Annotated in this window: 18 protein-coding genes; 4 read left to right on the plus strand and 14 right to left on the minus strand. The window is 48.2% G+C overall.

The annotated features are described in order from the left end of the window. Positions 1–56 precede the first annotated feature (56 nt). The 5 genes from rpoD to trxB all read right to left on the minus strand — a co-directional run bounded on the left by rpoD (position 57) and on the right by trxB (position 5,590). Positions 57–1,223, minus strand: coding sequence for an RNA polymerase sigma factor RpoD (gene rpoD / locus QUB14_RS14065; RefSeq protein WP_190735350.1), 1,167 nt, complete (start codon positions 1,221–1,223; stop codon positions 57–59). 685 nt (positions 1,224–1,908) lie between these two features. Beyond that, positions 1,909–2,073 carry a hypothetical protein gene (locus QUB14_RS14070; RefSeq protein WP_223300711.1) on the minus strand — a complete coding sequence of 55 codons (165 nt, stop codon included), beginning with the start codon at positions 2,071–2,073 and terminating at the stop codon, positions 1,909–1,911. A gap of 255 nt (positions 2,074–2,328) precedes the next feature. Then, positions 2,329–2,490 (minus strand): hypothetical protein, encoded by a 162-nt coding sequence (locus tag QUB14_RS14075; protein WP_333217588.1) that lies wholly within the window; start codon positions 2,488–2,490, stop codon positions 2,329–2,331. Between the two features lie 579 nt (positions 2,491–3,069). Beyond that, positions 3,070–3,954 (minus strand): ABC transporter permease, encoded by an 885-nt coding sequence (locus tag QUB14_RS14080; RefSeq protein WP_190660478.1) that lies wholly within the window; start codon positions 3,952–3,954, stop codon positions 3,070–3,072. A gap of 265 nt (positions 3,955–4,219) precedes the next feature. Next, a complete protein-coding gene (gene trxB, locus QUB14_RS14085; RefSeq protein WP_333217589.1) occupies positions 4,220–5,590 on the minus strand; it encodes a thioredoxin-disulfide reductase in 1,371 nt (456 codons plus the stop codon). Between the two features lie 638 nt (positions 5,591–6,228). Here trxB and QUB14_RS14090 point away from each other — a divergent pair. Then, positions 6,229–7,194 carry a methyltransferase domain-containing protein gene (locus tag QUB14_RS14090; RefSeq protein ID WP_333217590.1) on the plus strand — a complete coding sequence of 322 codons (966 nt, stop codon included), beginning with the start codon at positions 6,229–6,231 and terminating at the stop codon, positions 7,192–7,194. A 230-nt stretch (positions 7,195–7,424) separates the two neighbouring features. Beyond that, entirely contained in the window at positions 7,425–7,664 is a 240-nt protein-coding gene (locus QUB14_RS14095) for a helix-turn-helix transcriptional regulator (RefSeq protein ID WP_333217591.1), read from the plus strand. Between the two features lie 59 nt (positions 7,665–7,723). On the opposite strand, the gene QUB14_RS14100 is transcribed toward QUB14_RS14095, so the two are convergent. Next, positions 7,724–8,833, minus strand: a complete 1,110-nt coding sequence (locus QUB14_RS14100) for a diguanylate cyclase (RefSeq protein WP_333217592.1) — start codon at positions 8,831–8,833, stop codon at positions 7,724–7,726. A 389-nt stretch (positions 8,834–9,222) separates the two neighbouring features. Further along, entirely contained in the window at positions 9,223–9,717 is a 495-nt protein-coding gene (locus QUB14_RS14105; RefSeq protein WP_333217593.1) for a DUF427 domain-containing protein, read from the minus strand. 113 nt (positions 9,718–9,830) lie between these two features. On the opposite strand from QUB14_RS14105, the gene QUB14_RS14110 reads away from it, so the two are divergent. Together QUB14_RS14110 and QUB14_RS14115 are read left to right on the plus strand one after the other, a co-directional pair. Then, entirely contained in the window at positions 9,831–11,108 is a 1,278-nt protein-coding gene (locus QUB14_RS14110) for a GH25 family lysozyme (protein ID WP_333217594.1), read from the plus strand. Positions 11,109–11,539: 431 nt separating this feature from the next. Next, the gene (locus tag QUB14_RS14115; protein WP_333217595.1) at positions 11,540–13,498 is read left to right on the plus strand and encodes a cation:proton antiporter domain-containing protein; all 1,959 of its coding nucleotides are present in this window, start codon (positions 11,540–11,542) and stop codon (positions 13,496–13,498) included. A 48-nt stretch (positions 13,499–13,546) separates the two neighbouring features. Here the strand turns inward: QUB14_RS14115 and QUB14_RS14120 are convergent, their stop codons facing one another. The 7 genes from QUB14_RS14120 to QUB14_RS14150 form a co-directional block, all read right to left on the minus strand. Then, on the minus strand, positions 13,547–16,246 hold the full coding sequence (locus tag QUB14_RS14120; protein WP_333217596.1) for a CHAT domain-containing tetratricopeptide repeat protein: 2,700 nt from the start codon (positions 16,244–16,246) through the stop codon (positions 13,547–13,549). Between the two features lie 318 nt (positions 16,247–16,564). Next, positions 16,565–18,292 (minus strand): S8 family serine peptidase, encoded by a 1,728-nt coding sequence (locus QUB14_RS14125; protein ID WP_333217597.1) that lies wholly within the window; start codon positions 18,290–18,292, stop codon positions 16,565–16,567. Between the two features lie 386 nt (positions 18,293–18,678). Then, positions 18,679–19,218 carry a hypothetical protein gene (locus QUB14_RS14130; RefSeq protein ID WP_333217598.1) on the minus strand — a complete coding sequence of 180 codons (540 nt, stop codon included), beginning with the start codon at positions 19,216–19,218 and terminating at the stop codon, positions 18,679–18,681. A gap of 646 nt (positions 19,219–19,864) precedes the next feature. Beyond that, a complete protein-coding gene (locus tag QUB14_RS14135; protein ID WP_333217599.1) occupies positions 19,865–22,717 on the minus strand; it encodes a CHAT domain-containing tetratricopeptide repeat protein in 2,853 nt (950 codons plus the stop codon). Positions 22,718–22,836: 119 nt separating this feature from the next. Further along, a complete protein-coding gene (locus tag QUB14_RS14140) occupies positions 22,837–23,616 on the minus strand; it encodes a DUF928 domain-containing protein (protein ID WP_333217600.1) in 780 nt (259 codons plus the stop codon). A gap of 325 nt (positions 23,617–23,941) precedes the next feature. Further along, positions 23,942–25,897 (minus strand): CHASE2 domain-containing protein, encoded by a 1,956-nt coding sequence (locus QUB14_RS14145; RefSeq protein ID WP_333217601.1) that lies wholly within the window; start codon positions 25,895–25,897, stop codon positions 23,942–23,944. Then, the gene (locus QUB14_RS14150; RefSeq protein ID WP_333217602.1) at positions 25,897–26,568 is read right to left on the minus strand and encodes a response regulator transcription factor; all 672 of its coding nucleotides are present in this window, start codon (positions 26,566–26,568) and stop codon (positions 25,897–25,899) included. Before QUB14_RS14150 ends, QUB14_RS14145 begins: the two co-directional genes overlap by 1 nt. Between the last annotated feature and the right edge of the window lie 58 nt (positions 26,569–26,626).

Here is a 26,626-nt window from a genome sequence, read left to right on the forward strand (position 1 = left end):
TCCCCCCCAAAAACAACAGTGCGAATCACTCTTTTGGGTGATGCTAGCAAATTACTCTAGCGGATATATTCTTTTAAGATGCTGTTGCGGTTGGGATGGCGCAACTTCCGCAGGGCTTTAGCCTCGATTTGGCGAATCCGCTCACGAGTGACGTTAAAGATTTGACCAATTTCCTCCAAGGTCTTCATCCGTCCATCATCTAAGCCGTAACGCAGCCGCAGTACATCCCGTTCTCGGGGGCTGAGAGTATCCAAAACGCTTTCCAAGTCTTCTCTGAGCAAGTTTTTGGAGACTTGATCTTCTGGTGTTTCCCCGTCTGATTCAATAAAATCTCCCAGACGTGAGTCTTCCTCTTTGCCGATCGGAGTTTCTAAAGAGATGGGCAACTGTGCGGACTTAGCAATGAACCGCAACTTCTCGATCGTCATCTCCATGCGGGTAGCAATTTCTTCTTCCGTAGGCTTGCGACCCATTTCCTGAGACAGGAGTTTGGTAGTTTTCTTGATCCGCGAAATGGTTTCGTAAAGGTGAACCGGCAGGCGGATAGTGCGCGATTGGTCGGCGATTGCCCGGGTGATGGCTTGACGTATCCACCAAGTTGCGTAGGTAGAAAACTTGTAGCCTTTTTCGTGATCGAATTTTTCAGCAGCCCGGATCAGACCCAAAGAGCCTTCCTGAATCAAATCTTGGAAAGACAAACCGCGATTCATGTATTTTTTGGCGATCGACACCACCAAACGCAGGTTTGATTGCACCATTTTTTCCTTTGCCCGACGGCCGACGTGGAGTCGGTGACGGAATGCAGGAAGTGCCATATCTACAGCATTTGCCCATTCGCTGTCTTTGGGTTCGCGGTTATACTCTTCGAGCAGTTGTTCTCGAACTCGCTCTAATTCCAGCAAATCTGCAATCTTGCGCGCTAGTTCAATCTCTTCGTCCGCTCGCAGCAGTCGAATCCGACCGATTTCTTGCAGGTAAAGACGAATAGAGTCTTCAGTATAATGCTTTTTCTTTGCCTGTGCCCGACGGCGGGCTTTGGCGCCTTTGCCAGATTTAGGGTCTTCCTCAGATTGAGAGTCTAAGAATTCTTCTCGATCGTCTTCTTCGTCGATAAAGAGTTCTAACTCGCTCTCAGGTAGAACGCTTTCGGCGCCCCGAAGCAACTCGATTGTTTCCATTTCCGGTGTAATTGTGGTTTCGAGTACGGTGTTAGCCTGGATCATGCCGTCTTCCTCATGCTCCTGAATTAAAGAATAAATAACAGTGGAATAGTGTCTGTTTGTAGTTTAGACAAGTTAGCCAGTATTGACATTCCCGCAGGAAAAAATAGTGGGATTTTCGGTCTGCTAGCTGAATCTGTTACCGAAACTGCACCAGTTTTATGAGTCAAAGTTCGAGTTCGGGTTTGAAGCAGGCAGCGCATTCAATCGATCGCAGATTTTAACATCGCGGCCTTAAATTGAGCTGGCGGCTTTTTCTTTCGGAGCGAGTTACCACATCATCTGCAATACCTTGCCCAGAGAAGCAAACCATGAACTACGATCGATCTCACTTCCAAAAATACTGGCTTTTTTACTCGGTACTTCGAGTTTTTACCCGTACAAGTTTTCCGGCACGGAACCCTCTAACTTTTGTATTCGAGGTGTCGAACTTTTGATTCGCCTTGCTTTACTCGGGTTGTCGGACATGACAGTTGCGCGGCAAATTTTCGCCACCTTGGATGTTGGTCTGCTGCCTCAAATGCAACAGCAGAGGGTTGAAGCACCAAACCGGGAGAATCGGATCTTGCAAAGACCTTCCCGATTGTAGCCTTTCTCACAAAAAATGGAAGTTGTTTTCCATTGTTGGTCAAGAACTAGGAAAACTCTGTCAGCTTAGCTTGACAATACTAACTTATGTCCGGCTCTGCTAAATCCTGAGAACGGCCCGCAAAAACTTTGGCACGATCGAACGGCGCTGTTTTCTGCGTATATCTGGGTGAACGGCTGCGGCGTAGTTGGCCAGACAGTTAGCAGACAATTTTTGAGTTGCCCAAATTGGAACCAATACAATCCGTGTAGATACACCCATCATTACCCTGTTTCCCTGAATTGAATCATACGCAATCTGCGATTGAATAAAGCTCGTAGCTTTAGTTTTAAGCCGGCAACTCTGGATTAGAGACCGACTCTGACCCCCAATGAAGCGTTGCGGGTTGAGTAATGCAACAGGGGCTTTCATTGTTAAGTTAGCTCAAATCTCAGAAATTGGGTTTAATTTTGATGTTAAATCACATTAAGTTCTTAACGTCACATTCTTATTTAAGCAGTTCTACACGAGTTTGTCGCGTCAGTGGCCAAAACCACCAGGATAAATTCTACTGAGAGTTAACGCGCCGCGCAACTCTCGGCTGCGGATTTCTCTATTTTTTTTTGCTTTCGGTTCGCACTTGCGCGATCGCACATACTCACAAACAACACAATTTGCCATCTCCCGGAAGTATAACTTCATGATTCCTTTAAATATATCGTGACAGTATGAAGATCCGATAAAGCCCCTCAATCAATTTTAGGTAGCATTCCCGAATTGTCTTGATTAATTTCAAGCAGACGAAACAAAAGCCACAGCGGGCGTTGCTGCAACAGTCGGCCGACGATAACTCTGCCAGGGAAGAAAAATTTACCCAGTTAGCGATGTGCTTGCTATGGTTAGAGAAGGCCTAAACTCCAGGATACTTAAAGCAATCGAACGGTAGGACGTTGGTGCGATGCTCAAAATTTTGTTATTATTTACAGCGTGTCATCAGAAAGCACAGAGCCTTGCTTTATCCTCTACTCGGGTTTAAATTATGTGGCTTGACCTTTAGGGGATGAAGCTATCAAGAAAAATTTCAGATCCGTGTCTATATTGACAACCCAACGAAGGTTTACTAGAAAGAATTAACCTTCTTGAGAGAAAGATTTAGTAATTAATCTGGCAGATATTACCATCTCTTTATAGCGCCTGTTGTAGTCAGGACTTCAGTTTTTTTTATATTTGTGAATAAGCACTAAAGTCCTGACTGCGAACTTAATTTAACCGCGAAACAAATTACTGCTGATTCCGCAGGCGAGGGTTCACAAATTCGTTTAATCCTTCCCCCACCAAAGACAGTCCCACCACCATTAAAGTCATCGCCAAACCGGGAAACAAAGCTGTCCACCAAATGCCAGTAGGTAGCGCATCTAAAGCTAAACGCAAGTCGTGTCCCCATTCGGGAGTCGCTTCGGGAAGTCCTAATCCGAGAAATCCCAAACCTCCTAATGTTAATATGGCATCGGCAGCGTTGAGCGCAAACAGCACAGGTACGCTCTGAATCACATTCAGAAACAGGTAGCGCGAAAGCACTGTCCAAGTGTCAGCACCCATTGCTCGCGCGGCTTCGACAAACAATTCTGTTTTGACGCTGACGGTGTGATTCCTGACGACGCGGTAGTATTGAGGGATGTAGGAAATGCTCAGGGCGATCGCAGCATTCAAAACTCCTTTTCCCACTACAAATGCTAGCGTCAAAGAAAGCAGCAGCCCCGGCAAAGTATAAATTGTATCCATTAAAAATAACAACACTCGATCGAGCTTACCGCCCAAATAACCGCTAACCAAACCCAGCGGCACACCGATAAACAAACTCAAAGCAGTGGCTAAAATTACCACTTGCCAAGCCGCGCGAGAAGCAAACAGCGTGCGGGAAAACACATCGTAGCCGCTGCGGCTAGTACCGAACCAATAATTCGCCGACGGCGGTTCGTGGATGGGGTTAATCAAAGCCTCGGTAGGATTTTGCAGCCATCCCCAAGCTTGCATAGCTGGAGACAAGATGGCTACCAATACAAACACGGCAGTTATTGTCAAACCTGCCCACATCATTTTCATTGACAGGCTTGAGGGCGAGGCACTGTTGAGAAATCGCGGCAGTCGGAGGCGGCTTTGAGCCATAATGACGATCGACCTATATAAGACTTTTCGATTTTAGTAGCACTCCGGCGAAAAAACTCGGAACACTCCAAAATCCTCTTTCTCATTCGCCAAACACTCGCGACAAACCGGGTTTTTTCGCGCGATAGGGTTAAAAAAAAACCGGTTTCTCCCCTGCACGGGACTGGCGCGCAGGGGAGAAACCGGGTTTTTGGCAGGTGGGACGCAAGTTGAGTTTAGGTTAAATCTCTCTTGCCGAACCTGAAATCTAAAATCGATCGACTTCCTACAAATTACTGGCAATTAACTCGCGGTACTGGCTTTTCGGCTTAACTCCCTTGAGCTCAGCCACCATATCTTTGTCTTTGAAATACTGAATCGTCGGTGTACCAATCACGCCAGCATTTTCAGCAATTTCTGGATCTTCTTCGATGTCAATTTCCACGTAGTGGATTTTGCCATCGAACTCATCTACTACTTTGTTCAAAATCGGCTTGAGGCTGTGGCAAGGGCCGCAACTCGGAGAGGCATATTTGACCACAATCAGTCGATCGCTATCGTGGAACAACTTCCGCAGAGCATAACCTCCTTCGTGGCGCGTGTCTTGGATATCAAAGTTCGCGCTGGTTTTGCGTACTTTTTGAGCTTCCGGCGCTGCGACGGGTTGCTCGGATTCCTCGGTTTGGCGGAATTCCTGAGCTAAACCATTGGACGACAGCCACCTTTCTGCCAGCATCGCCCCCATACAACCGCTACCGGCTGCGGTGATGGCTTGGCGAAACTCGTGGTCTTGCACGTCGCCGACGGCGTAAACTCCCTCAACGCTGGTTTCTACCGAACCGTGTTTGGTAACGATATAGCCTACTTCGTCGAGTTCTAACTGACCTTGGAACAGTTGAGTGTTGGGAGTGTGACCGATCGCATAAAACAATCCTTTCACCAGCAAATCGCTCTCAGCGCCTGTCACGATATTTCTAAGTCTCACGCCGTCCATTTTGCCGCCCGCTTCGCCCAAAATATCAACTGCTTCGGTGTTCCAGTGCACGGTAATTTTGGGATTGCTCAGCACTCGGTCTTGCATGGCTTTGCTGGCGCGCATTTGATCGCGCCGCACCAGCATATGTACGTGAGAGCCGTATTTTGTCAAATAAATAGATTCTTCCGCTGCGGTATCGCCCGCGCCGATTACAGCTAAATCTACTCCCTTAAAAAGTGGGGTAGCGCCGTCGCAAATCGCACAGGCAGAAATGCCGTGACTCCAAAATACGTGTTCGCTAGGCAGCCCCAGCCGTTTCGCCGTCGCGCCTGTAGCGATTACTATCGTGTGGGTTTTAATTTCTCTGTCTTCCGATCGCACTGTAAACGGACGCTTGGTCACATCTACCGAAATTACATCTTCTGTGTATAATTCGGCACCCCAGCGCACTGCTTGAGCTTTCATCCGATCCATGAGTTCCGGCCCGGTGATGCCTTCGGGAAAGCCGGGGAAGTTTTCTACTTCTGTGGTGGTCATCAGTTGACCGCCGGGGACGCCTCCCGCTTGGTAGCCTTCAAACACTACGGGTTTCAGGTTTGCCCTCCCGGCGTAGATTGCTGCGGTGTAGCCTGCGGGCCCTGAGCCGATAATTACTAGGTTTTCTACGGTTTCGTTGGTCATTGCTATTTACTTAAACTCATAACGACTTCGTTTTACTCATTCTAGCAGGGTTCGATCGAGTTTGGTTTGATGCCATTGTGCGATCGAGCATCTGTAATCTATTTTTGAGGGTCGATCGGTCTTCGGGGCAATTCCAACTACTTTAATAAGCAAAAACAATCTAAAAGTCGATTTAGTTTTAAATGTTCGATCTATTTTGACGGCTGAAATCTTAAGAAAATCTAAAGATGACGAAAATTATTGACTTCATTCTCAATTATTTTACCTATTTACTTGCTTTGAGGCTTGTGGTACGATTTTCACAATCCAGGGGCATTATGACTAATTTAAGTTTTTGATGCTGAAAGCTTTTAAACTCGTCAAATTAACGAACTCTGCAAATGTAATAAGTACAATTGTTTATGCAAAATCCGCATTTGAGGGTTTAAGAATTGTAACGGAGATTTGGGGCAATTTGACAAAATACATGATTTGTGGTATGGAAGGTGAGAGCGGGGGGAAATTTAGAAGGAAATTTTTAACCGCTTCGGAAGCACAGGCGGGACGCCCGTGCCACGATTAACATAGCATTTGGTATTTGTGCCTGAATGGATAAAATCAAGATATTGTTTGTGTGCAGTCAGAATAAGTGGAGGAGTTTGACTGCAGAGAAGATATGGGAGAATGTTAGCGGCTACAGCGTGCGATCGGCGGGAACCGAAAAAGGTGCAAGAATTAGAGTAACTGAGGGTTTGCTGGGCTGGGCGGATTTGATATTTGTGATGGAGAAGAGGCATGGCGATCGACTCCGCAGCAAATTCCCGGAAAGTCTCGAAGGCAAGAAGCTTATTTGCCTGCAAATCCCGGACAATTACCAATATATGGAACCGGAGTTAGTCGAGCTTTTGCAGGCGAAACTGAACCCCTATATGAAAATGTCAGATAACGAGATAAATTTTATGCAGCGAGTTTTGGAACCGGAAGTGATGGATTCCTTGGAAGAGGCGATCGAATACGATTCGATGGACTTTGCTGAGGTTAATGCTGCTTTTGCTCAGAGTGCTGCGGCCTTGGGGCCGGTTTTTGGAAACGTTTTGGATGCAGGGACGGGTACGGCGAGAATTCCGATCGCTCTTTGTCAACTCCGGCCAGCATGGAAATTGACTTGCATTGATTTGTCGGCAAATATGCTGAAAGTCGGGGCGGAAAATGTGGAAAAGGCGGGCGCGCGATCGCAAATTAATCTCGAATTAATTGATGCTAAGGCAATGCCTTACCCTGACAATTATTTTGACATGGTTATTTCCAACAGCATTATCCACCATTTGCCCGATCCGCTGCCCTTTTTTCTGGAAGTCAAACGAGTGTTGAAGCCGCAGGGAGCAATTTTTTTGCGGGATTTGCTGCGGCCGGAAACACCGGAAATCAGGGATAATTTAGTCAAGCTTTATGCGGGAGATTGCAACGCGCATCAGAAACAGTTATTCAGCGATTCGCTGCAAGCAGCATTTACGTTGGATGAAGTTGAGGAGACGATCCAAAATGCCGGGTTGGATGGGTTGAGGATTTATGAATCTTCAGACAGGCACTGGACGGCGGAGCGTGCTTGGTGCGAGTCTTTGTAGACACGGGACGATCGCCCCATAACATTTCAAATGAGAATAGAAGCGATCGCCCCTTACGGTTGCGCGATCTGTTTGTTGTTTAATTAATTGTTTCGGGTCGGAAAAATTAGTATGATTGAACCGCGAAGGACGCGAAGGAAGAGTCAGGAAGAATCACAAGTAGATAATCTTCTCCGAGGAAGGAAGTAAGATGTTTAAGCATCTGATCGGAAAAATCTGCGATCGAAGTTATGCCGAAAAAGCCCGTTCCGCGACCTGAAAATGAAGAGTCGCATTTGAAGAAGCTCAGGGAAGAACTGGAGATGAGTCAGGAAGATTTGGCGCGAGAGCTTGGCGTTTCGTCGCAAACCATCAGCGGTTGGGAGTTGGGAAAGAATGTACCCACGTTCACCGTTAAGCAGATGAAAGGTTTGGAGAAATTGCTCGCTAGCATCGGCAGGTCGATCGGCGACTTGCCAGACAATCTCTGATCGAAACCATTAAACAAGCCCACGGATTTATCCGTGGATCACTTTTTCCAATCTAAAATCTAACATCTAACATCTAAAATCACTCGATCGCGCCCTCGGTCTTTAGCTTGATAAAGTGCGCGGTCTGCCGCTGCAATCAAGTTTTTTTGTGCTGCGCGCGATCGAGGAACCGTACTCGCTACCCCCATACTCAGCGTCACGGAAGAACACACCTCCGAATTAATGTGTTCTATTTCTAGTTCTTTTATCCACAGTCGAATTTTCTCTGCAATCGAGACAGCTATTTCAGGTGAAGTCCGAGGCAAAATCACTGCAAATTCTTCGCCTCCGTAACGAGCTACCAGAGTCTCCCCCGAAACTTCGCCTGTTGAGTAATTTACAGCCTCAACAATAGTTTTCGCTACCTGTTGCAAACAAGCGTCTCCCGCTTGATGTCCGTAAGTATCGTTGTATTGTTTAAAAAAGTCAATATCGCATAAAATTAAAGATAGTTCTGCTGCTTCTTGTCCCAATTCCTGCCATTTTTTCTCGAAGTAGTCGTTAAAACAGCGGCGGTTCGCCACCTGAGTTAACCCATCTGAGTTCGCAAGGCGATACAATTCGGAATTAGCTGATTGTAATTGAGAATTAGCTGCTTCTAACTCGGCTTGTGTTACCGATAAATTGTAATACAGTTGCCTAATATACCCAGTAGCTTGTTGGTGAATTTCGGATAAAGCTACCAATACTTGATGCACGTCTAACAGTCGGTAAACTTGAGGTTCTAACTGCACAACAATCGGCTCGTAAAGCAGTTCGGGCTGCCGCTGCATGGCTCGCTGAGCTGCCACGACAATTAAGGCTACTCCTGGTAAAATCAAAATATCAGTTTGAGCTATTTGATACAAAGCCATAATTGGTCGGCCAGCAAATGTATCTAGTCCGTAAGGGCGGCTCATGCGTTCCATGAATCGCCTGCGCGATATCATCCCTAAAAATTCGCCATTTACGGTCAAGATAACTCCCGGAAGCAGCGGGTGAGCTTGAAAAAACCGGGCTACTTCTTTGGCTAGAGATGAAGCTTCAACTTGAAAATTTAATACAGCCAAATCCTTAAGAGTAGACTCTAAAGATAGATTTTTTGGTAGTTTTTCTGGTGAGTTAGATGGCGGGAGAAATTCAACAGACACAGCGCAGATCCGAATAAACAATAAAGCAGCAACAAAGCTAGTCTCAACTATTAACTTATCTTAGTATTTGTTTCGTACCATTGGCTGTATTTATTACACTCTATAATATTTAAGGGAATACACTAACGCCTGACTTTATTCCCTGCCTGCATTCCCTTGATTCATCATTACTACATTAGAGATTTATTGAATTATTACTTGATTTTTTACGGTTGACTTTTGCGGTGTAAAAAACGATTTGAGCGCCATTACTTAACTCATTTACGCGGGAAACAAACTCAAGAAACCTGGTTGTTAAAAAGGGGTCGATGCTTGTAACAAGGTTTGGCGTAAAAAAAACGTGGTTTCTGCCCCAGTTTTAAACTCAAAACTCAACACTCTACATTCCCTCACCACCCCCAAGTTCCTGGCCCTCCCTTAAACGGGCCGACAATATCTTTGGTAATCCAGCCGCCGTAAAAATCCCCTGGTTGAGATTGCACTAATTCCCCGTCCACATAACAGGCATCCATCTTGCTGGGATAAAAAGCCACATAATCTTTAATAGCTGCAAAAACCTGATTAGGATTGGGATAAAACCAAGCCGCATTTACTACTTCTTTCGACTCTACCGTTACAGTGTAATAACCGGCTTGTCCCTTCCACTCGCACCAAGAACCCTGTAAAGTTTTGTGCAAATATTCCATTTTGATGTCTTCGGGGCAGATATAGTAAACCGGAGGGTGGCTTGTCTCCAATACCCGCTGAGGACGGCGCGTGTCGGCGATCGTCACTCCATTAAAAATTATATGTACGTGTTTGGTCGATTCCTCAAGGCGAGGGGGACGCGGGTAATCCCAAACAGACTCTTCACCAGGGCCGGGCTCTATTCGATCGAAGTTCATTTGCACAATCTCCCCTGCAAAAAAAACACTTAGCGACTTAGCATTACAATTTAATGTACCCTTAATCGAGTCGCTGCTTCAGACCAAACCAGCTTTTCTCAACTCTTCGTAATATGAGTATTCGCGGTATAGATGTTTCCGACTACCAGCCCAATATCAATTGGCAAGCAGTTGCCCGGGATGGTATTGCCTTCAGTTTTGTCAAAGCGACGGAGGGTGCAACGTTAGTGGCCCAAACTTTCGCCCGCAATTGGGCGGCGATGAAAGCAGCGGGGATTCAACGCGGTGCTTACCACTTTTTTCGACCTGCAAGCAGCATTCAAGGACAAATAGATTTGTTCTTGAAAACTGTAAAACTCGAACCGGGGGATTTGCCGGCAGTCTTGGATTTGGAAACTACAGGCGGTTTGAGTGTGGGTGAATTCTGCGATCGAGCAGCAATTTGGTTACAAGCAGTCGAAAAAGCCACCTTGATGCGGCCGATTATCTACACCTACCCCGGTTTCTGGGACAACTTGGGGACAAAACGGTTTGCCGATTACCCACTGTGGATTGCTCACTATACCACTGCTGAAGAACCTTGGGTTCCCGGCGGCTGGAAAACTTGGACTTTTTGGCAGTACAGCGACACCGGCAGCGTGTCCGGCATCTCGGGCAATGTAGACACCAATATTTTTGAAAGCGTCCGAGAAGGCGCCCTAAGTTATAAAGTTGCAGACATCCAGAGGGAATTAAGAATTAAAGGTTTTTATCAAGGCGCGATGGATGGTAAATTTGGAGCCACCACCACAGCGGCGCTCATCTCGTTTCAGAAATCTCAAGGTTTAAATCCAGATGGCATTGCAACCCTCAAAACCTGGGCCGCTTTGATGCGAAAATCTCCCAAAGTAGTTGTCCCCCCTCCAGCGCCGACACCCGCCCCGCAGCCGACTCCCACTCCGACTCCCACTCCCATATCAGACGTGCGGCTGACTCAGATATTTTCGTCTTATCAAGCTAAGGCTAGCCAAGATACTGCCTTAATTTGGTTGCAAAGTCAGGTTCCTACCTCTGTTTTAGGGGAATTTGCTCAAAAATGGCGGGCAACTCCCTTACCTCAAGACAGTAATTTGCGATTGATAGATGTGGGCAAATTTTATCGCGGTTTAGCACAACAAGACCAAGCTTTAGATTGGCTGCAAAAACAAATTTCTCCGGCTATTATTACCGAGTTTGCACAAAAATGGCGCTCTCAATCTATTGTCACTAATTCTCCGATTCGGCTGATTGATGCGTGCAAATTTTATCGGGCCGCACCCCAGCAAAACCAGGCTTTAGATTGGCTGGAAGGGCGAATTTCGCCGGCAATTCTATCGGAGTTTTTTCGCAGGTGGCAGGATGCCAATCGATGATTGATTTTAGATTTTAGAGAGACTCTACAGATGAATCTTGTGATTTTAGAGTTTTTTAGATAGGAGATTGACTCCACAAATGAATCTGAGGGTTTGACCGCTCTGTAATTGAAAAGCCGCCAAATCTTGCTATTTGAGATTTGAGAGTGCTCCACATCAAAACTGGTCAAATCCTCTCCCTCTCTCCCCGCCTCTCCATTAGACTCTCGAACATAACAGACAATATCTCGCTTAGCTACAGCTTGCTGCCATCTTTGACGCCAAGAGAATTATCTGATAAAGTTATAGCGACTATCAAGGTTTTTTAATCTTATTGGGAAAAATGCAGGGCCGTGCCGAGTTTGTAAGCTGCGCCGAAAATAGCGCCTGCACTCCAATTACCCGCGATCGAACATTTAAAACTAAGCGGGCAGCCTGTAACAATTATATCTATGGAAATCCCCTTTAACATCACCCAGTTGATGGTCATGACCGTCATCTGTGGCATCAGCGCTCAAGTTCTGGCCGCCTATCTGAAAGTTCCGGCGATCGTCTTTTTGCTGTTGTTTGGAATTTTAGCCGGCCCAGACTGCTTGGGAGTGCTGCACCCGAATCTGCTGGGCAGCGGTTTGGAAGTTATGGTATCGCTTTGCGTAGCGTTAATTCTGTTTGAAGGCGGCTTGAATTTGGAATTGCGAGACTTGGGCAAAGTTTCCGGCAGCATCCGCAATTTAGTTACCGTAGGCACTTTAATTACGCTAATTGGCGGCGGAATGGCCGCACACTGGTTGGGGGAATTTCCCTGGCCGATCGCATTTTTGTATGCTTCTCTAGTAGTCGTCACAGGCCCGACAGTAATCGGCCCTTTACTCAAACAAGTATCCGTTGACAAACAAGTCGCCGCCTTGCTAGAAGCAGAAGGCGTTTTAATCGATCCTGTCGGGGCAATTCTGGCAGTATTGGTGCTGAATATTATTTTGAACGGCAATCCTGATTTGCTGGTTTTGTTCCGAGATTTAATCGTGCGGCTTTTCGTTGGCGCAGTCGTCGGAGTTGCGGGAGGTTGGCTGCTGGGATTCATTCTCAAGCGATCGCAATTTCTCTCAGAAGACCTCAAAAACTTAGTAGTTTTAGCCGGTTTGTGGGGATTTTTCGGCTTAGCAGAAGAAATCCGCAGCGAATCGGGACTGATGGCAACAGTCCTCTCCGGCATCGTCCTCAGAGCCGCTGCTGTGCCGGAAGAAAGGCTGCTGAGGAGGTTTAAAGGTCAACTCACAGTCCTGGCTATTTCCATGCTGTTCGTGCTGCTGGCGGCCGATTTATCCCTCGCTAGTGTAGTCGCCCTCGGTTGGGGAAGTTTGTTTACAGTTTTAGCTTTAATGTGGGTAGTGCGGCCGATAAATGTTTGGCTGTGTACTTGGAACAGCGGACTGAATTGGCGCCAAAAATTATTTGTTTGTTGGGTAGCGCCTAGGGGAATTGTCTCAGCGTCGATCGCATCTTTATTTGCAATTTTGCTCACCCAGCGGGGAATCAACGGCGGCGACTCGATTAAAGCCTTAGTTTTCCTAACAATTATTATGACAGTTTTCGTCCAGGGACTAACGGCCGGACGGATCGCTCAACTGTTGGGCATCACCTCAAAATCGGCAACCGGTGCTGCAATTGTGGGGTCAAATCCTTTGAGCAGATTAATTGCTCGCTTGTTTCAAGAACGCGGAGAATCGGTGGCAATTATTGACACCGACCCGGAAGCTTGTGAACAAGCAGAACGAGAAGGTTTGCGGGTCTTTTTGAGCAGTGCTCTCGACCACAGCGTGTTAGAAGAAGCCGGACTGGAATCGATGGGAACTTTTTTGGCAATGACTAACAACGGCGAGGTAAACTTAGTGTTAGCTCAGCGAGCGGCCGAAGAGTTTGCGCCGCCGAGGGTTTTGGCAATATTCCCCAAAGATCCGCAAGCAAATACGCCTGCAAATCAGGCTAAAATCAATCAAGCTTTTGTGTCCGATTTGTCGCTGAAGGATTGGAACGAATATTTGAGCGACGGCGAAGTAAAATTGGGGGAAACTGAGTTAAAAAGTGAGGGATTGCAGTTTCAGATTGCTCACTTGCAAGCTTTGGTTCAAGCCGGGGAGTTGGCGCCGCTGCTGTTGGAAAGGCAAGGGTACTTGCAAGTAGTGTCGGCGACTCAGATTTGGCAAGCAGGCGATCGAATTATTTATTTGCTGTACGATCCGACACCGAAATTGTTGAAAAGATTGTCTGGTTCGTCGCAGTCTCGCTTGACTTTGGAAAAGCATCAGGTAGTTGAAGAAGTGCCGATTCCTTCTCCGGTTTTAGAGCAGGTTTTGGAGGAAACGGAAATAGCAAAGGATGCTAAAGTTTTGCAGCCGCCTGTTTCGCGATAGGAGCAGTATCCCCGATCGTACTCTGTAATCTGCTTGTCGCGATCGTCCTTACTCTGCCTCCCCAATTAAAGTAAATGCCGCCCAATTTCGCGGCCCTGGATGAGTTTTCATCGTAGTTAACATTGCTTGCCGCAATGCCTGTGCTTTGTCGGGATTATTTTGCAAATTTTGATAAAACGACTGCATCAATTCGGATGTCGGCGCATCGGGAACCGCCCATAAAGAAACAATCACACTCGGCACTCCTGCCGAAATCAAAGCGCGCGACAAACCAATTACCCCATCCCCGGTAATTCTCCCTTCTCCAGTGTTGCAAGCACTCAAAACGACTAAGTTTGCTTGCAGTTTCATATCGAAAATCTCTTCTGCTGTCAATAAGCCGTCATCGCTGCCAGAAGGAGCCAGGGCGATCGCACTTCCCAATCCCCGCACATCATCCAGCAATCCATGGGTTGCCAGGTGAATAATCGATGCTTGCGGCATTTTTTGGACGATCGCAGCTTTTGTCCCTTGAGCGCCTAAGATCGCTTGAGTATTGAGCAGAGGCGCGATCGCTCTAGCTTCAGCTTCGGCTCCAGGTAGAGGAGACAATTGCTGTTTGGGCTCTCCCGGATAGGCAGACACACTAGGCATAGTTGGATTGCCCAATACTAGAGCCCTGCTGCTGTTGACTGGCTTCTGTGCTAACTTCTGTCGTTGTTGTCGAGTCAAATCCAATACTTGAATCGAGGGGGCGGTGAGAATCGTGTGTTTTTCGATTAAGTAAGTGCCACTGGCATCTTGCAGGGCGGGAAAGGGCACCTGGAACAGGGAGTCTTGGGGAATGAAAATGACGTGGGCATTGGGGTCTTTGGGTAGGAGGCTGGCAATGGGATCGATCAGCAGTTGATGCAGTGTCGGTAAGTTGGGTTGGGGTTGGGTGGAGCCAAAACTGCTGCGACTGCGGACGGCCAGGAATTCTTGATTGCCGACGATCAAGCTTCTTAGGGAGGCGTTGTGTTTTTGCCAAAGGGGTTGGAGGTCAACCTGCCGGAACGCGATCTCGCCGGTAGGTTGAATCACCCAAATGTAGAGCGCGGATTCTCGCCCTACTTGTTTGCCCTCAATCTGAAACTCATCGTAGATGATGGAATACTGCACCAAAGTGGCGTTCTGTGCTTTCGCGATTTGTCCGATTTGCTCTCGATCGGGAGCAGGGGCGATAACCGGATTGGCATCACCAGTTGATAAGCGTTGTGTCAGGAGATCGACAAAGGCACGAGCACGTCCCCGTTCCGCAATTTCTAAGGCGGCGATCGGGTTATTCTGAGCTACCCGGACTTGTTGTAAAGTCCGATAGGTGCCAGCTTGTCTTTCAAAGATGGAGACTTTATTCGCGTCGTTGGAGCCGAGCATTTGCCGCATCGATTCCCAAACTTGAATGGCATTGACGAGCATTTTCTCAGCTTCTGTTAGGTTGCCAGCTTTCAAGAACGCCGCTCCGAGGTTGTTGAGCGCCAAACCCTCCCCCTGGCGGTCTTTAATTTCGCGGGCGATAGCTAACTGTTGCTGTGCATACTCAATGCCTTTGGCATAGTTGCCCAGATCGAGGTAAATGGCTCCCAAATTGCCCAGTGTTAGACCTTCCACTCGGCGGTTTTTAATTTCGCGGGCGATCGCTAAAGTCTGCTGTAAATACTCAATCCCTTTGGCATAGTTTCCCAGAGATTGGTAAACATTTCCTAAATTGCCCAGTGCATTCCCTTCCCCAAGGCGGTCTTTAGTTTCGCGTGCTATGGCTAGCCGCTGCTGTGAATACTCAATGGCTTTGGCCCAGTTGCCCAGAGAGCGGTAAGCAACTCCCAAATTGCCCAGTGTATGCCCTTCCCCGTAGCGGTTTTTAATTTCGCGGGCGATGGCTAACTGTTGCTGTAAATACTCAATCCCTTTGGCCGAGTTGCCCAGATAGAGGTAAGTGGCTCCCAAATTGCCCAGTGCCGTATCTTCCGCAAGGCGGTCTTTAATGGAGCGGGCGATGGCTAACTGTTGCTGTAAATACTCAATGGCTTTGCCATAGTTGCCCAGATTGATGTAAGCGATTCCCAAACGGCTTAGTGCTACCACTTCTGCGTCGCGGTCTTTAATGGAGCGGGCGATGGCTAAACTTTGCTGTGAATACTCAATCGCTTTGGCCAAGTTGCCCAGAGAGTAGTAAGCACCTGCCAAATTGGCCAGTGCCCAACCTTCTATTGGGCGGTTTTTAATTTCGCGGGGGATGGCTAAATATTGCTGTGTATACTCAATGGCTTTGGCCCAGTTGCCCAGAGAGCGGTAAGCAACTCCCAAATTGCCCAGTGCTGCCCCTTCCCCTTCGCGGTCTTTAATTTCGCGAGCGATCGCTAAATGTTGCTGTGAATACTCAATGGCTTTGGCCGAGTTGCCCAGATTGATGTAAACGGCTCCCAAATTCCCTAGTGCTAGACCTTCCATTCGGCGGTTTTTGAGGGCGCGATAAATTGGCAGTGCCTGTTGCCAGGAATTCAGCGCTGCTCTTAATTGACCAGTCTGATATTGTTGGCTGCCCTGCTGCAAGAGCCGATCGGCCTCTACTTGACGAGCATCGGTAGTTTGAGCGATCGCTGGCAAGAGAGAGTCAGGAGTAGTTAATAGCGGGATAGTGGCAAGCAGGAACAGGGAAATGGAAGCTAGGAAAACATGAGTGAGCCTAGAGTGGGTGGATTTGAGTCGCTTAAATGGGGAATACAGCATAGGATTCTAGAGTTGGAATTTAGAGAATTAGCCCGATCGCTCTTTCTGCCGTCGTCGTGCGATCGCCTCAATCTGCCACAGGCGATCGACCTTCATAGAAGCTTACTCTGTCTCCCCAATCTCGCCGCAGGGATGGGGACTCTAATCTGAATTAGACGACTATTTTAGCGCTCGCCCGATCGGTTTGAATCAAACGATTATCCACTGGCATAGTCAAATCCAACATCAAAACCTGGCGTGTTTAGATCGGCCATATTCAGAGCCGTCTGCTCTAATGCTCGATTAATGTCCCCAGGACTTAAGTGGGGATTTGCAATGCTATCCTGTCAACCCATTTCGATTAGCTGTTGTCGTCAAAATGTTCTCAACTTGAGCCGGAGTTAAAGTCGGATTAGCATTCAAAACTAAAGCCGCTACACCCGCTACTTGTGGCGTTGCCATAGATGTGCCAGTTAGGGTGTCATAGGTGCTATAGGGAGTTGTAGAGTAGATGTCTACTCCCGGAGCAACTACGTAATCCAAAGCTGTGGAACCCCCACGGTTCGAGGTGTCAGCCATCCTGCCGTTTATATCAATGCTGCCCACTGCAATTCCCAAGCGATCGGCATTACGAGCTGGATAAACTGGTTGGATGTCGCCCGAATTTCCGGCTGCCATAAACACAACAGAGCCTTTGTTATTTGCATACTGAATTGCGTTATTTACTACGTTGGAAGGGACAACCTCATCTCCAACAATACTGAGGTTAATTACATTTGCTCCATTATCGGCAGCATAGCGGATTCCAGCAGCAATATTATTCCACGAGCCACCACCAACGGCGGGCAACACTCTGACAGGCATAATCTTAGCATTGGGCGCAACTCCTGTGATGCCAAAATCATTTCGTTCCGCCGCGATCGCACCTGCTACGTGAGTGCCGTGACCGTCCAAATTCAGATCCATTGGGTTGTTGTCGCCGGACACAAAATCCCAACCCCGAATATCATCAATATATCCGTTGCGATCGTCATCGATACCATTTCCAGCAATTTCATCAGTATTCTGCCAAATATTGCCATCCAAATCGGGATGGGTGTAGTCAACACCAGTATCCACGACAGCTACAACAATGCCATTTCCTGTAATGTTTTGATTCCAAACTTCCGGCGCATTTATCACATCTACCGCCCACTTATTACCCCCAATATCGGGAATATCGGGGAAAGGATTTGATCGGTTTAAGGTGCTGGAAACTGCTGCATTTGCATTCACTAAACCGTAGCCGTAGTTAGTATTATAAACACCATTATGTGTGGTAATATCTGGCACTACAGGAATAGATGTTGCAGAAAAATTCAGGTTGTAATTAGTAGAGTTGTTGTTGAAGAAGCTAGAGACTTGAACATAGTATGTTCCTGGAACCAGATTGGGTACATTAATCACGTCCGGGATGGTGCCAATCTCAATAGAGCTGGCAATAGTTTCACCACCATCGACACCACCGTTGCGGTTTCTATCGTGAATTAACCTGACATTAGCATCCCTGGTTAAACCATCCAGACGCAGGTTAAAATTGCTCTTAGTGTTGATATCGAAGCGGTAGAAATCGTCGCGATCGCCTGTGCCGACAAAATCAGTTAAGCTGATGCTACCGTTCTGAACACCAACAACATTACGAGCTGTCGAAAGAGAGTTACCTGGATCGGCGACATTCAACTGGGAAGCAGATATCGTTCCTGTTAGCGGATCTGCGTTTGCGATCGTTGACTGTGACTGCGGTTTGAGTTGAGAATCGGCGACATCGCCAGTAACTCGATCGCTCGCAGAGAAACTGAGGTGATCGCCTGCATGAGCTACAATAAAATCTGCTATCTGTGTCTGTTGGTCGAAGCTGGAGGCTGCGGGATTAGTCAAGCTAGATTCAGCACTATAACCAGGAATATTTAATGGCTCGATCGCTCCGTTGAGCAAGTCGCTGTTAGCCGGAAATATTGATTGGGCGATCGCGTTTGGCTGTTGATTTAAATAAAGGCGATCGTTAGGATTGGTTTTGATGTCTAACATAATTTAAAAACCCCGATATTTCGATTCATTATTTAGTTAAATCTTAAGCAGCCCCAATGGAAAAATCATTCGTTCTACCCACAGACTTGATGAAGTACCTGGTGCAAAATAGATTGCGGGAAAGTGCAAAGTAGGTGAATATGTAGAGTAGATGGTTCACTTCCATGAGTTTTGAGATTGAGACGCGAGCGCGAACAAAGATTCATTCCACAGTCCGCCAGAGAATTAATTCCCTGTCTCATAGCGCAAGTCCTCTCAAAGAGGACTGAATAATCTAACTCATTAGTCCTCTTTCAGATATAAATGAATTCAAGTATCAAATAGAAATATCGCTCTTCCTGAAAGCGAGCTAACAGTTCCGGTATGCGATCGTGCTTGCCCAATTTTCACAATACTCGCGCTTCCCGCTCGAACAACTTGGTTGTTTCGATCGACTGACTTTTCAAACGTTTGACTGCACATAAAGGGCGATCGGGCACATCTTCATCTTCCGCAAGATAAGTATCGCTAAACTCGGTACTTACCAAATGTTCGGTAATTCGGTAACGCATTCGCAGTTTTCTGTCCAGCCTCGGATCAGGCGGTACGGGGGGTTGACTTTTTTGTACAGATTCCGACTGCACGCTTTGCTGTGCCACTCTCATCGCGGACTCCCACAAATTTTTGTTGCGGACTCTTTCGTCGGGGTCGATAATTCCTGCATCTTTCAATACCTCTGTCAGCAATTTCCACAAATGATAAGCAACGTATCGCGCTAAGTAGCATATTTGATAGTTCCGCGCGATCGCATAATTATTCTTGATTTCTTGGTATGTCAAACCATCTAACACTCCTTGAATAATTGCTCGCTGTAAGCGGTTCAAGGGTTGGCCTCTCTTTTCCTGTACCAGGTTATCTAGAATGTTTGTAGCTGATTCTGCATTCATAAAGTTACGCAGTAAGTTGACAGTTGACCGTTGACCTGTGGTAGGGGCGGTGCCAAGAGAGGCCGCCCTCTTAGTTGATAGTTGACAGTTGACAGTTGATATAGCAATCCTAAATGAGTCGTAAATTTTTTACCCCGATCGACAAAGTAACAAATTCGGATGTATTGTCGCCAATTAATCGTCGAGATTCTGACGGCTCGGGTTGTAAAGCCCTAAAAAAATCCTCTTAACACTTGACTAAAATCTTAAGCAACCCAGATGGGAAAATCATTCGTTCTACCCACAGACTTGATGAAGTACCGGGTGCAAAATAGATTGCGGGAAAGTGCAAAGTATGTGAAGATGTAGAGTAGATGGTTCACTGCCATCAGTTTTGAGATTGAGACGCACAGATAACTCGGCGGTTGAAACCGCGTCTACACAAACAAAGTCGGCCTGTGCGGACTAAAGAATAAAGATCGTTTCCGATACCATCGGAATTATTAGTATCCGAAAAGGATACGGCAGTGCGGTTTCCCTACAATGTTATTTTGGGTAGGGAAACCGCACTGCCGTCTGCTCTATCATTCCGGTACAACCGGAATTGATATAATTTAGGATAAAATTTAGGAAAAAAACATGGAGCCAATTCGCTATTAATAAAAACTTACTCTGCCTCCCCAATTAACGTGAACGCTGCCCAATTTCGCGGCCCTGGATGAGTTTTCATCGTGGTTAACATTGCCTGCCGAAGTGCCTGTGCTTTGTCGGGATTATTTTGCAAGTTTTGATAAAACGACTGCATCAATTCCGATGTCGGCGCATCGGGAACCGCCCATAAAGAAACAATTACACTCGGCACTCCTGCCGAAATCAAAGCGCGCGACAAACCAATCACCCCATCCCCAGTAATTCTCCCTTCTCCTGTATTGCAGGCACTCAAAACAACTAAGTTTGCTTGCAGTTTCATGTCGAAAATCTCTTCTGCGGTCAATAAGCCGTCATCGCTACCAGAAGGAGCAAGGGCGATCGCACTTCCCAATCCATGCACATCGTCCAGCAATCCATGCGTTGCCAAGTGAATAGTCGATGCCAGGGGCATTTTTTGAACGATCGCAGCTTTTGTCCCTTGAGCGCCTAAGATCGCTTGAGTATTGAGCAGAGGCGCGATCGCTCTAGCTTCGGCTTCAGCCCCTGGTAGAGGAGACAATTGCCGTTTGGGTTCTCCTGGAGAGGGAGACACGCTCGGCATCGTGGGATTGCCCAATACTAGAGCCCTGCCGCTGTTGGATTGCTTCTGTGCTAGCTTCTGTCGTTGTTGTCGAGTCAAATCCAATACTTGAATCGAAGGGGCGGTAAGAATGGTGTGTTTTTCGATTAAGTAAGTGCCGCCGGAATCTTGCAGGGCGGGAAAAGGCACCTGGAAAAGGGAACGTTGAGGAATGAAAATGACGCGGGCATTGGGGTCTTTGGGTAGGAGACTGGCAATGGGATCGATCAGCAGTTGATGCAGTGTCGGTAAGTCGGGTTGGGGTTGGGTGGAGCCAAAACTGCTGCGACTGCGGACAGCTAGGAATTCTTGATTGCCAATAATTAAGCTGGCTAGAGAGGCGTTGTGCTGCTGCCAGAGGGGTTTGAGGTCAACTTGGCGGAAGGTAATTTCGCCTGTCGGTTGAATCACCCAGATGTAGAGCGCGGATTCTCGCGGTTGGCTTTTTCCCTGAATCTGGAAGTCATCATAGATGATGGAATACTGCACCAAAGTGGCGTTCTGTGCTTTGGCGATTTGGCGAATTTCGGCTTGGTTGAGAGCAGAGGCGATGACCGAATTGGCATCACCTGACGATAAGCGCTGTGTGAGTAGATCGACAAAGGCACGAGCACGCCCCCGTTCGGCAATTTCTAAAGCGGCGATCGGGTTATTCTGAGCCACTCGGACTTGTTGCAGAAAGCGATAGGTGCGAGCTTGTTCTTCAAAGATGGAGACTTTATTCGCGTCGTTGGAGCCGAGCATTTGACGCATCGATTCCCAAACTTGAATCCCATTCATGAGCATTTTTTCAGCTTCTGTTAGGTTGCCAACCTTTAAGAAAGTCGCTCCAAGGTTGTTGAGCGCCATACCCTCCGATTGGCGGTCTTTAATTTCGCGGGCGATCGCTAACTGTTGCTGTGTATACTCAATGCCTTTGGCATAGTTGCCCAAATAGAGGTAAGTGACTCCCAAACTGCTTAATGCCCTACCCTCCGATTGGCGGTCTTTAATTTCGCGGGCGATGGCTAAACTCTGCTGTAAATACTCGATCGCTTTGGCGTAGTCGGCCAGAGAGTGGTAAACGTTTCCCAAATTGCCGAGTGCGCTACCTTCCCCACCGCGGTTTTTAATTTCGCGGGCGATGGCTAAACTTTGCTGTGAATACTCGATCGCTTTGGCATAGTCGCCCAGAGAGTTGTAAGCGCCTCCCAAATTGCCCAGTACCGTACCTTCCCCAAGGCGGTGTTTCATTTCGCGGGCGATGGCTAAACTTTGCTGTAAATACTCGATCGCTTTGGCATAGTCGCCCAGAGAGCGGTAAGAGACTCCCAAATTGCCCAGTGCCCTATCTTCCCCTTCGCGGTGTTTAATTTCGCGGGCGATGGCTAAACTCTGCTGTAAATACTCGATCGCTTTGGCGTAGTCGCCCAGAGAGTGGTAAACGTTTCCCAAATTGCCGAGTGCGCTACCTTCCCCACCGCGGTCTTTAATTTCCCGGGCGATGGCTAAACTTTGCCGTGAATACTCGATCGCTTTTGCCGAGTCGCCCAGAGAGTCGTAAGCGCCTCCCAAATTGCCCAGTACCGTACCTTCCCCAAGGCGGTCTTTAATTTCGCGGGCGATGGCTAAACTTTGCTGTGAATACTCGATCGCTTTGGCATAGTCGCCCAGAGAGTTGTAAGCGATTCCCAAACTGGCCAGTGTCAAACCTTCCAATTGACGGTCTTTAATTTCGCGGGCGATGGCTAAATATTGCTGTGAATACTCGATCACTTTGGCATAGTCGACCAGACGGATGTAAGCGACTACCAAACTGGCCAGTGCCGCACCTTCCCCACGGCGGTGTTTAATTTCGCGGGCGATGGTTAACCACTGCTGTGCATACTCAATGGCTTTGGCCGAGTTGCCCAGAGAGTTGTAAGCGCCTCCCAAAATGCCTAGTGTTGCACCCTCCAATTTACGGTCTTTAATTTCACGGGCGATGGCTAAACTCTGCTGTGAATACTCAATGGCTTGGGCATACTTGTGCAGAGAGTTGTAAGCCATTCCCATAATGCCCAGTGCTACACCCTCCCCTCGGCGGTTTTTGAGGGAGCGATAAATTTGCAGTGCCTGTTGACAGGAATTCAGCGCTGCTGGGAATTGGCTAGTCTGATTCTGTTGAAGCCCCTGCTGCAATAGCCGATCGGCCTCTGCTTGACGAGCATCGGTAGTTTGAGCAACAACCGGGAGTGAGAAATGCGGAGGAATGTAAAAGGCAACAGACAAAAGGCAAAAGACGAGGGGAAACAGGAAGCCCGCTCGCACTTTACAATTGCTGGATTTAAGCAGTTTTAGCGAGAAAGATTTCATAGGATTTAGTCTTTGGATTGCGAGGGTTAGCGCCGTCATTGTCGCTGTTGTTCGATCGCCCTAATTTGCTTCAATCGATCGCTCCAATCTTTCAAAGGTTCGGCTTCCGAAGTAGCGAGAGAATCTAGCAGTTCCAGCACAGCCGCTTGGTTTTGAGAAGTCTCAGAGGCTTTGCGCGCTTCTGCGATCGCGTCATACCACAGCCCAGACTCCGCATACAGGTCGATCCGCTGTTGGGGAGTTTGCGCCGCTGCAAGTTGAGTCTGCAACGACGCCGCAGGCCCAACGACTTGGATTTCTGCCGCCGCCACCACATTGCCCGGAGGATCATCCGGATCGCAGACCAACACCACTTGCCACTGATAGGATTGCCCGATCGACAGTTGGGGCAGATTTGATGGCAAAGCAACCGACATGATTCCTGGCTGACTCTGCATCTCGGTTCTGTAGAGCAGTTGTCCAGTGCGAGTAAACAGCCGGAATTGCAGCGGACGAGGAGGGCTATCGGGTACAAACCAGGTAAAGGTCGGATGCCCAGAAACCGTCTCTCCCACATGGCTAAACGGCACTAAGGCAGTCAATCTCGCCGATGAATTAGCTTCGCAACTGCCGCCGCCGCGAGTGGTATTCGTCCCCGTGTCTTTCGGTTTAGAAGGGTTTTGAGGAGGAGTGTATTTTGCCAGCGCTACAGGAGCGATCCAGAACAAAACACTCAGCATTAAACTCGCAATGCCCGCAGAGTAAATGGTTCGACGCTTCCACTCGTGAGTCATCATCGCAATCCCCTCTGTAACTATTTCTACAGTAATCAACAATACACAAACACAATAGAGGACTGCCCGCAAGCGTCGTTTGCGGGAAGGTGCAAAGATATTGGGAATCGGGAATCGGGCATCGGGCCTTGGGCATGGGGCATTGGGAATAGTCCTAGACTATTGGTGACAACTTAAGCCTGAAACCCTATGTATCTCTCCCTGGTAGCCGAGTCTCGATCGCCCTAAATCCCCCGCCCGAGGGGGACTTTGACCAAGTTCTTGTCCCTCCCTTAGTAGGGGCGGTGCCCCCGTGCCCGCCCTTGGCTAGGAGCGATCGAACCCTAACCGTCTTGACGGTTGATATAACAAGCGTGAGCCCCACCGATCACCAGAACCACCGCCGTTTTGCTGACCAGGTTAACTCGCACACCATCCCCTTCGGTTGATTCGGATAGCGCCGAAATGCTCCGCCTAACTGTTTGGCTAAGTTTTTTGCAAGCTGGGTTCCTAATCCTGAAGGTTGAAGTTTAGGGTTTGGCTCTTCGGTTGTTTCCCTGTCTCGCTCGATTTCAGCCAAGCTAAGCGTTTCTGACTGAGACGGTTTCCCCCTACCATTATCCGCCACCCGAATCACCTGCCGATCGCCTTCTTGAGTGCAAATTACCGTCAAGCGAGTGGCTTCGATCGCGTGTTTCCCCACATTGCAGAGCGCTTCTTCCAGAAAGCGGCAGAGTGCTCGCTTGTGTTCCAACCGCAGATGCGAGGTGTTCAAGGGATCGAACTGCACAATTTTGAACTTGATCGTTTTGAGGTAAGGCAGTTCTTGTTCGAGCGTGTTGGAATAGACTTTGTAGAGCAATTCATGCAATGGAGCCTGCAGGGCCAATTCGATCGCACTTCCCATGCGGAGATGCGGTTCATCTGCGATCGCATCTCGTTGCACTGAGCCGTAAACTGCCCGTAATTCTTGATTCAGGCGTTGCAACTCCGGTAGAAATAACGGCGGTGTGGCTTGTTCTTGAGCAGCTCTCAAAATCCCCACCAATGTTTGTAACGGGCCGCTATGAATTGCATTAAAAGTCTGCTCGATCGCAAATTGACGTTCCTCCAACCGCAGTCGGAGTTCCTGTTCGTGGCGATAAAATAACGCTGCCGTCAACCCAGCCCCATTCAACACGAGTACGAGCAACACAGGTACGATCGGCACCCACCATCCCAAAAGAATGAACCAGTAACAGAGCGCGATCGGGCTAATGCTGGCGACTAAGAGCCCGAGCAAAATTTTCCAGGGCGATCGCAGAAATTGTCCCAAACTCATCCCCAACAGTCCCCAGACCGCAATCCAGAGCGTTTCCCAGCCCTCCCCCCAAACCTGAAGCAACGGCCGCCGATCGAGTACCGCGCTAATCATCTGGCTGGTTTCGTGGGCTTGCATTTCGACTCCGTAAATCCGTCCGGGATTGATACCTGCGATCGCGCCCGAACTTGCCAAATCCTTCGCGCTAAAAGACATCATCCCAATCAGGACAATTTTGCCTCGAATCCAGTTCGGATCTACTTGTCCCGCCTTGATTTGCTCCAGGGAAAGCACGCGAAATGGCATTGTCCCGCTGCGAACATTCAGTAAAATTTGGTTCCCGCCAGCATCCGCCCCCACATATCCGCCAGAGTTTGACTGCACTCTGGTAAATTCAATGCTGCCAAAGCGCATCGCCTCCCGATCGCGAATTCCATTACCTAGCTTAATTCCTCGGGTTGCTAAATAGAGTTCTGCCAGCCGGAGCGCGAAGGAAAAACGGTATTCCTGTCGATCGTTGTTAGTACCCAATAAACTGCGGCGCTGGTAGCCATCCGCATCGAGTACGAAATCTGCAAAGCCAACCTGTTCGGGTGGCAGCGCGGGCGGAGGTTTGACGGTAAAGCCACTGCGATCGGGCAAAGCAATCTCCACTCCGATCGCATTCTTGCTGCTGCGAAACACCGATGTTAGTTCAGCATTACCCGGTTCCACCGGAATATCGCGGACAATATCCAGCCCGATCGCGATCGGTCGATACGTTTGCAACCGTTTGAGTAAATCGGCAATATCGCGATCGGGAATCGGATAAGTTCTAGCGCGTTGAATATCTTCCTCAGTGATGCCGACAATTACAATCCGTTCATCCATTGGCTCAGGAGGACGCAAACGCAGAAAGTGATCGAACGCAACCAACTCCCAAAACTGAAGCGCACCGCTCAATCTAGCCATCATCACAGCGACAATCACCATCACCCCCGGAAGCGCTCCTCGTCCCCAAGTCGTGACGCCCGCTTTCACTGCTTGCCATCGATCGCGCTTCACTAATCAATCAATCCTTGTTCCCTAGCTCGCACTTCCGTTTGAATCCGCAGATTTTTGTCATCTTCGGTATGCACATCTAGCACATCTCGAATCTTCGTCCAGTAACACTGCACGGTGCGTTCAGAAACATTCATTCGTTTGGCGATCGCAGTATCCTGCAAGCTCTCTTGAAAAGCAAATTGCAACACCTGCATCCAAGCGGGTTTGAGTTGCAGCCCATTGCGGATCTCTCTGGGTGTATAAATCCGCTCGTGCAGCGCCCAATCCACCATCGCCAGCAAGTCTTTCATCGGCTGGCTCTTATCGACAACTGTGAACCCGCCCATGTGATTGTCGATCGACGGTTTCAGCCAAACTAAAGTCCGAACATGGGCACTCTGCACCACAATATTCAGATTCGGATACTGCTCCATCAACGTTTTGAGGAGGTGAAGCCCTGAATTCGCTTGCGCTATGGAGCCGGTCGTCTCTGGCATCACCAGATCCACAATCACCAAATCCGGGGTCGTCTGCGCTATTTGCTCAAGGGCTGCCTGAGCCGTCGAAGCCGTCAGAATGTCTGCCTCTGGATATTCTTGCTTCAGAATGTTAAGCGTGCCACCTAACACCATCGCATGGTCATCCACGACTAAAAATGTTCGTTTCTCTGGTTGAGGTAAAGTCTGGGGCATAATTGATTCGTTACCACACAACATCGTCAGTTTAGGTAATCCGTCAACCCATTTTAGA

The sequence above is a fragment of the Microcoleus sp. B3-D2 genome (assembly GCF_036705345.1).
Lineage (GTDB): Bacteria > Cyanobacteriota > Cyanobacteriia > Cyanobacteriales > Microcoleaceae > Microcoleus.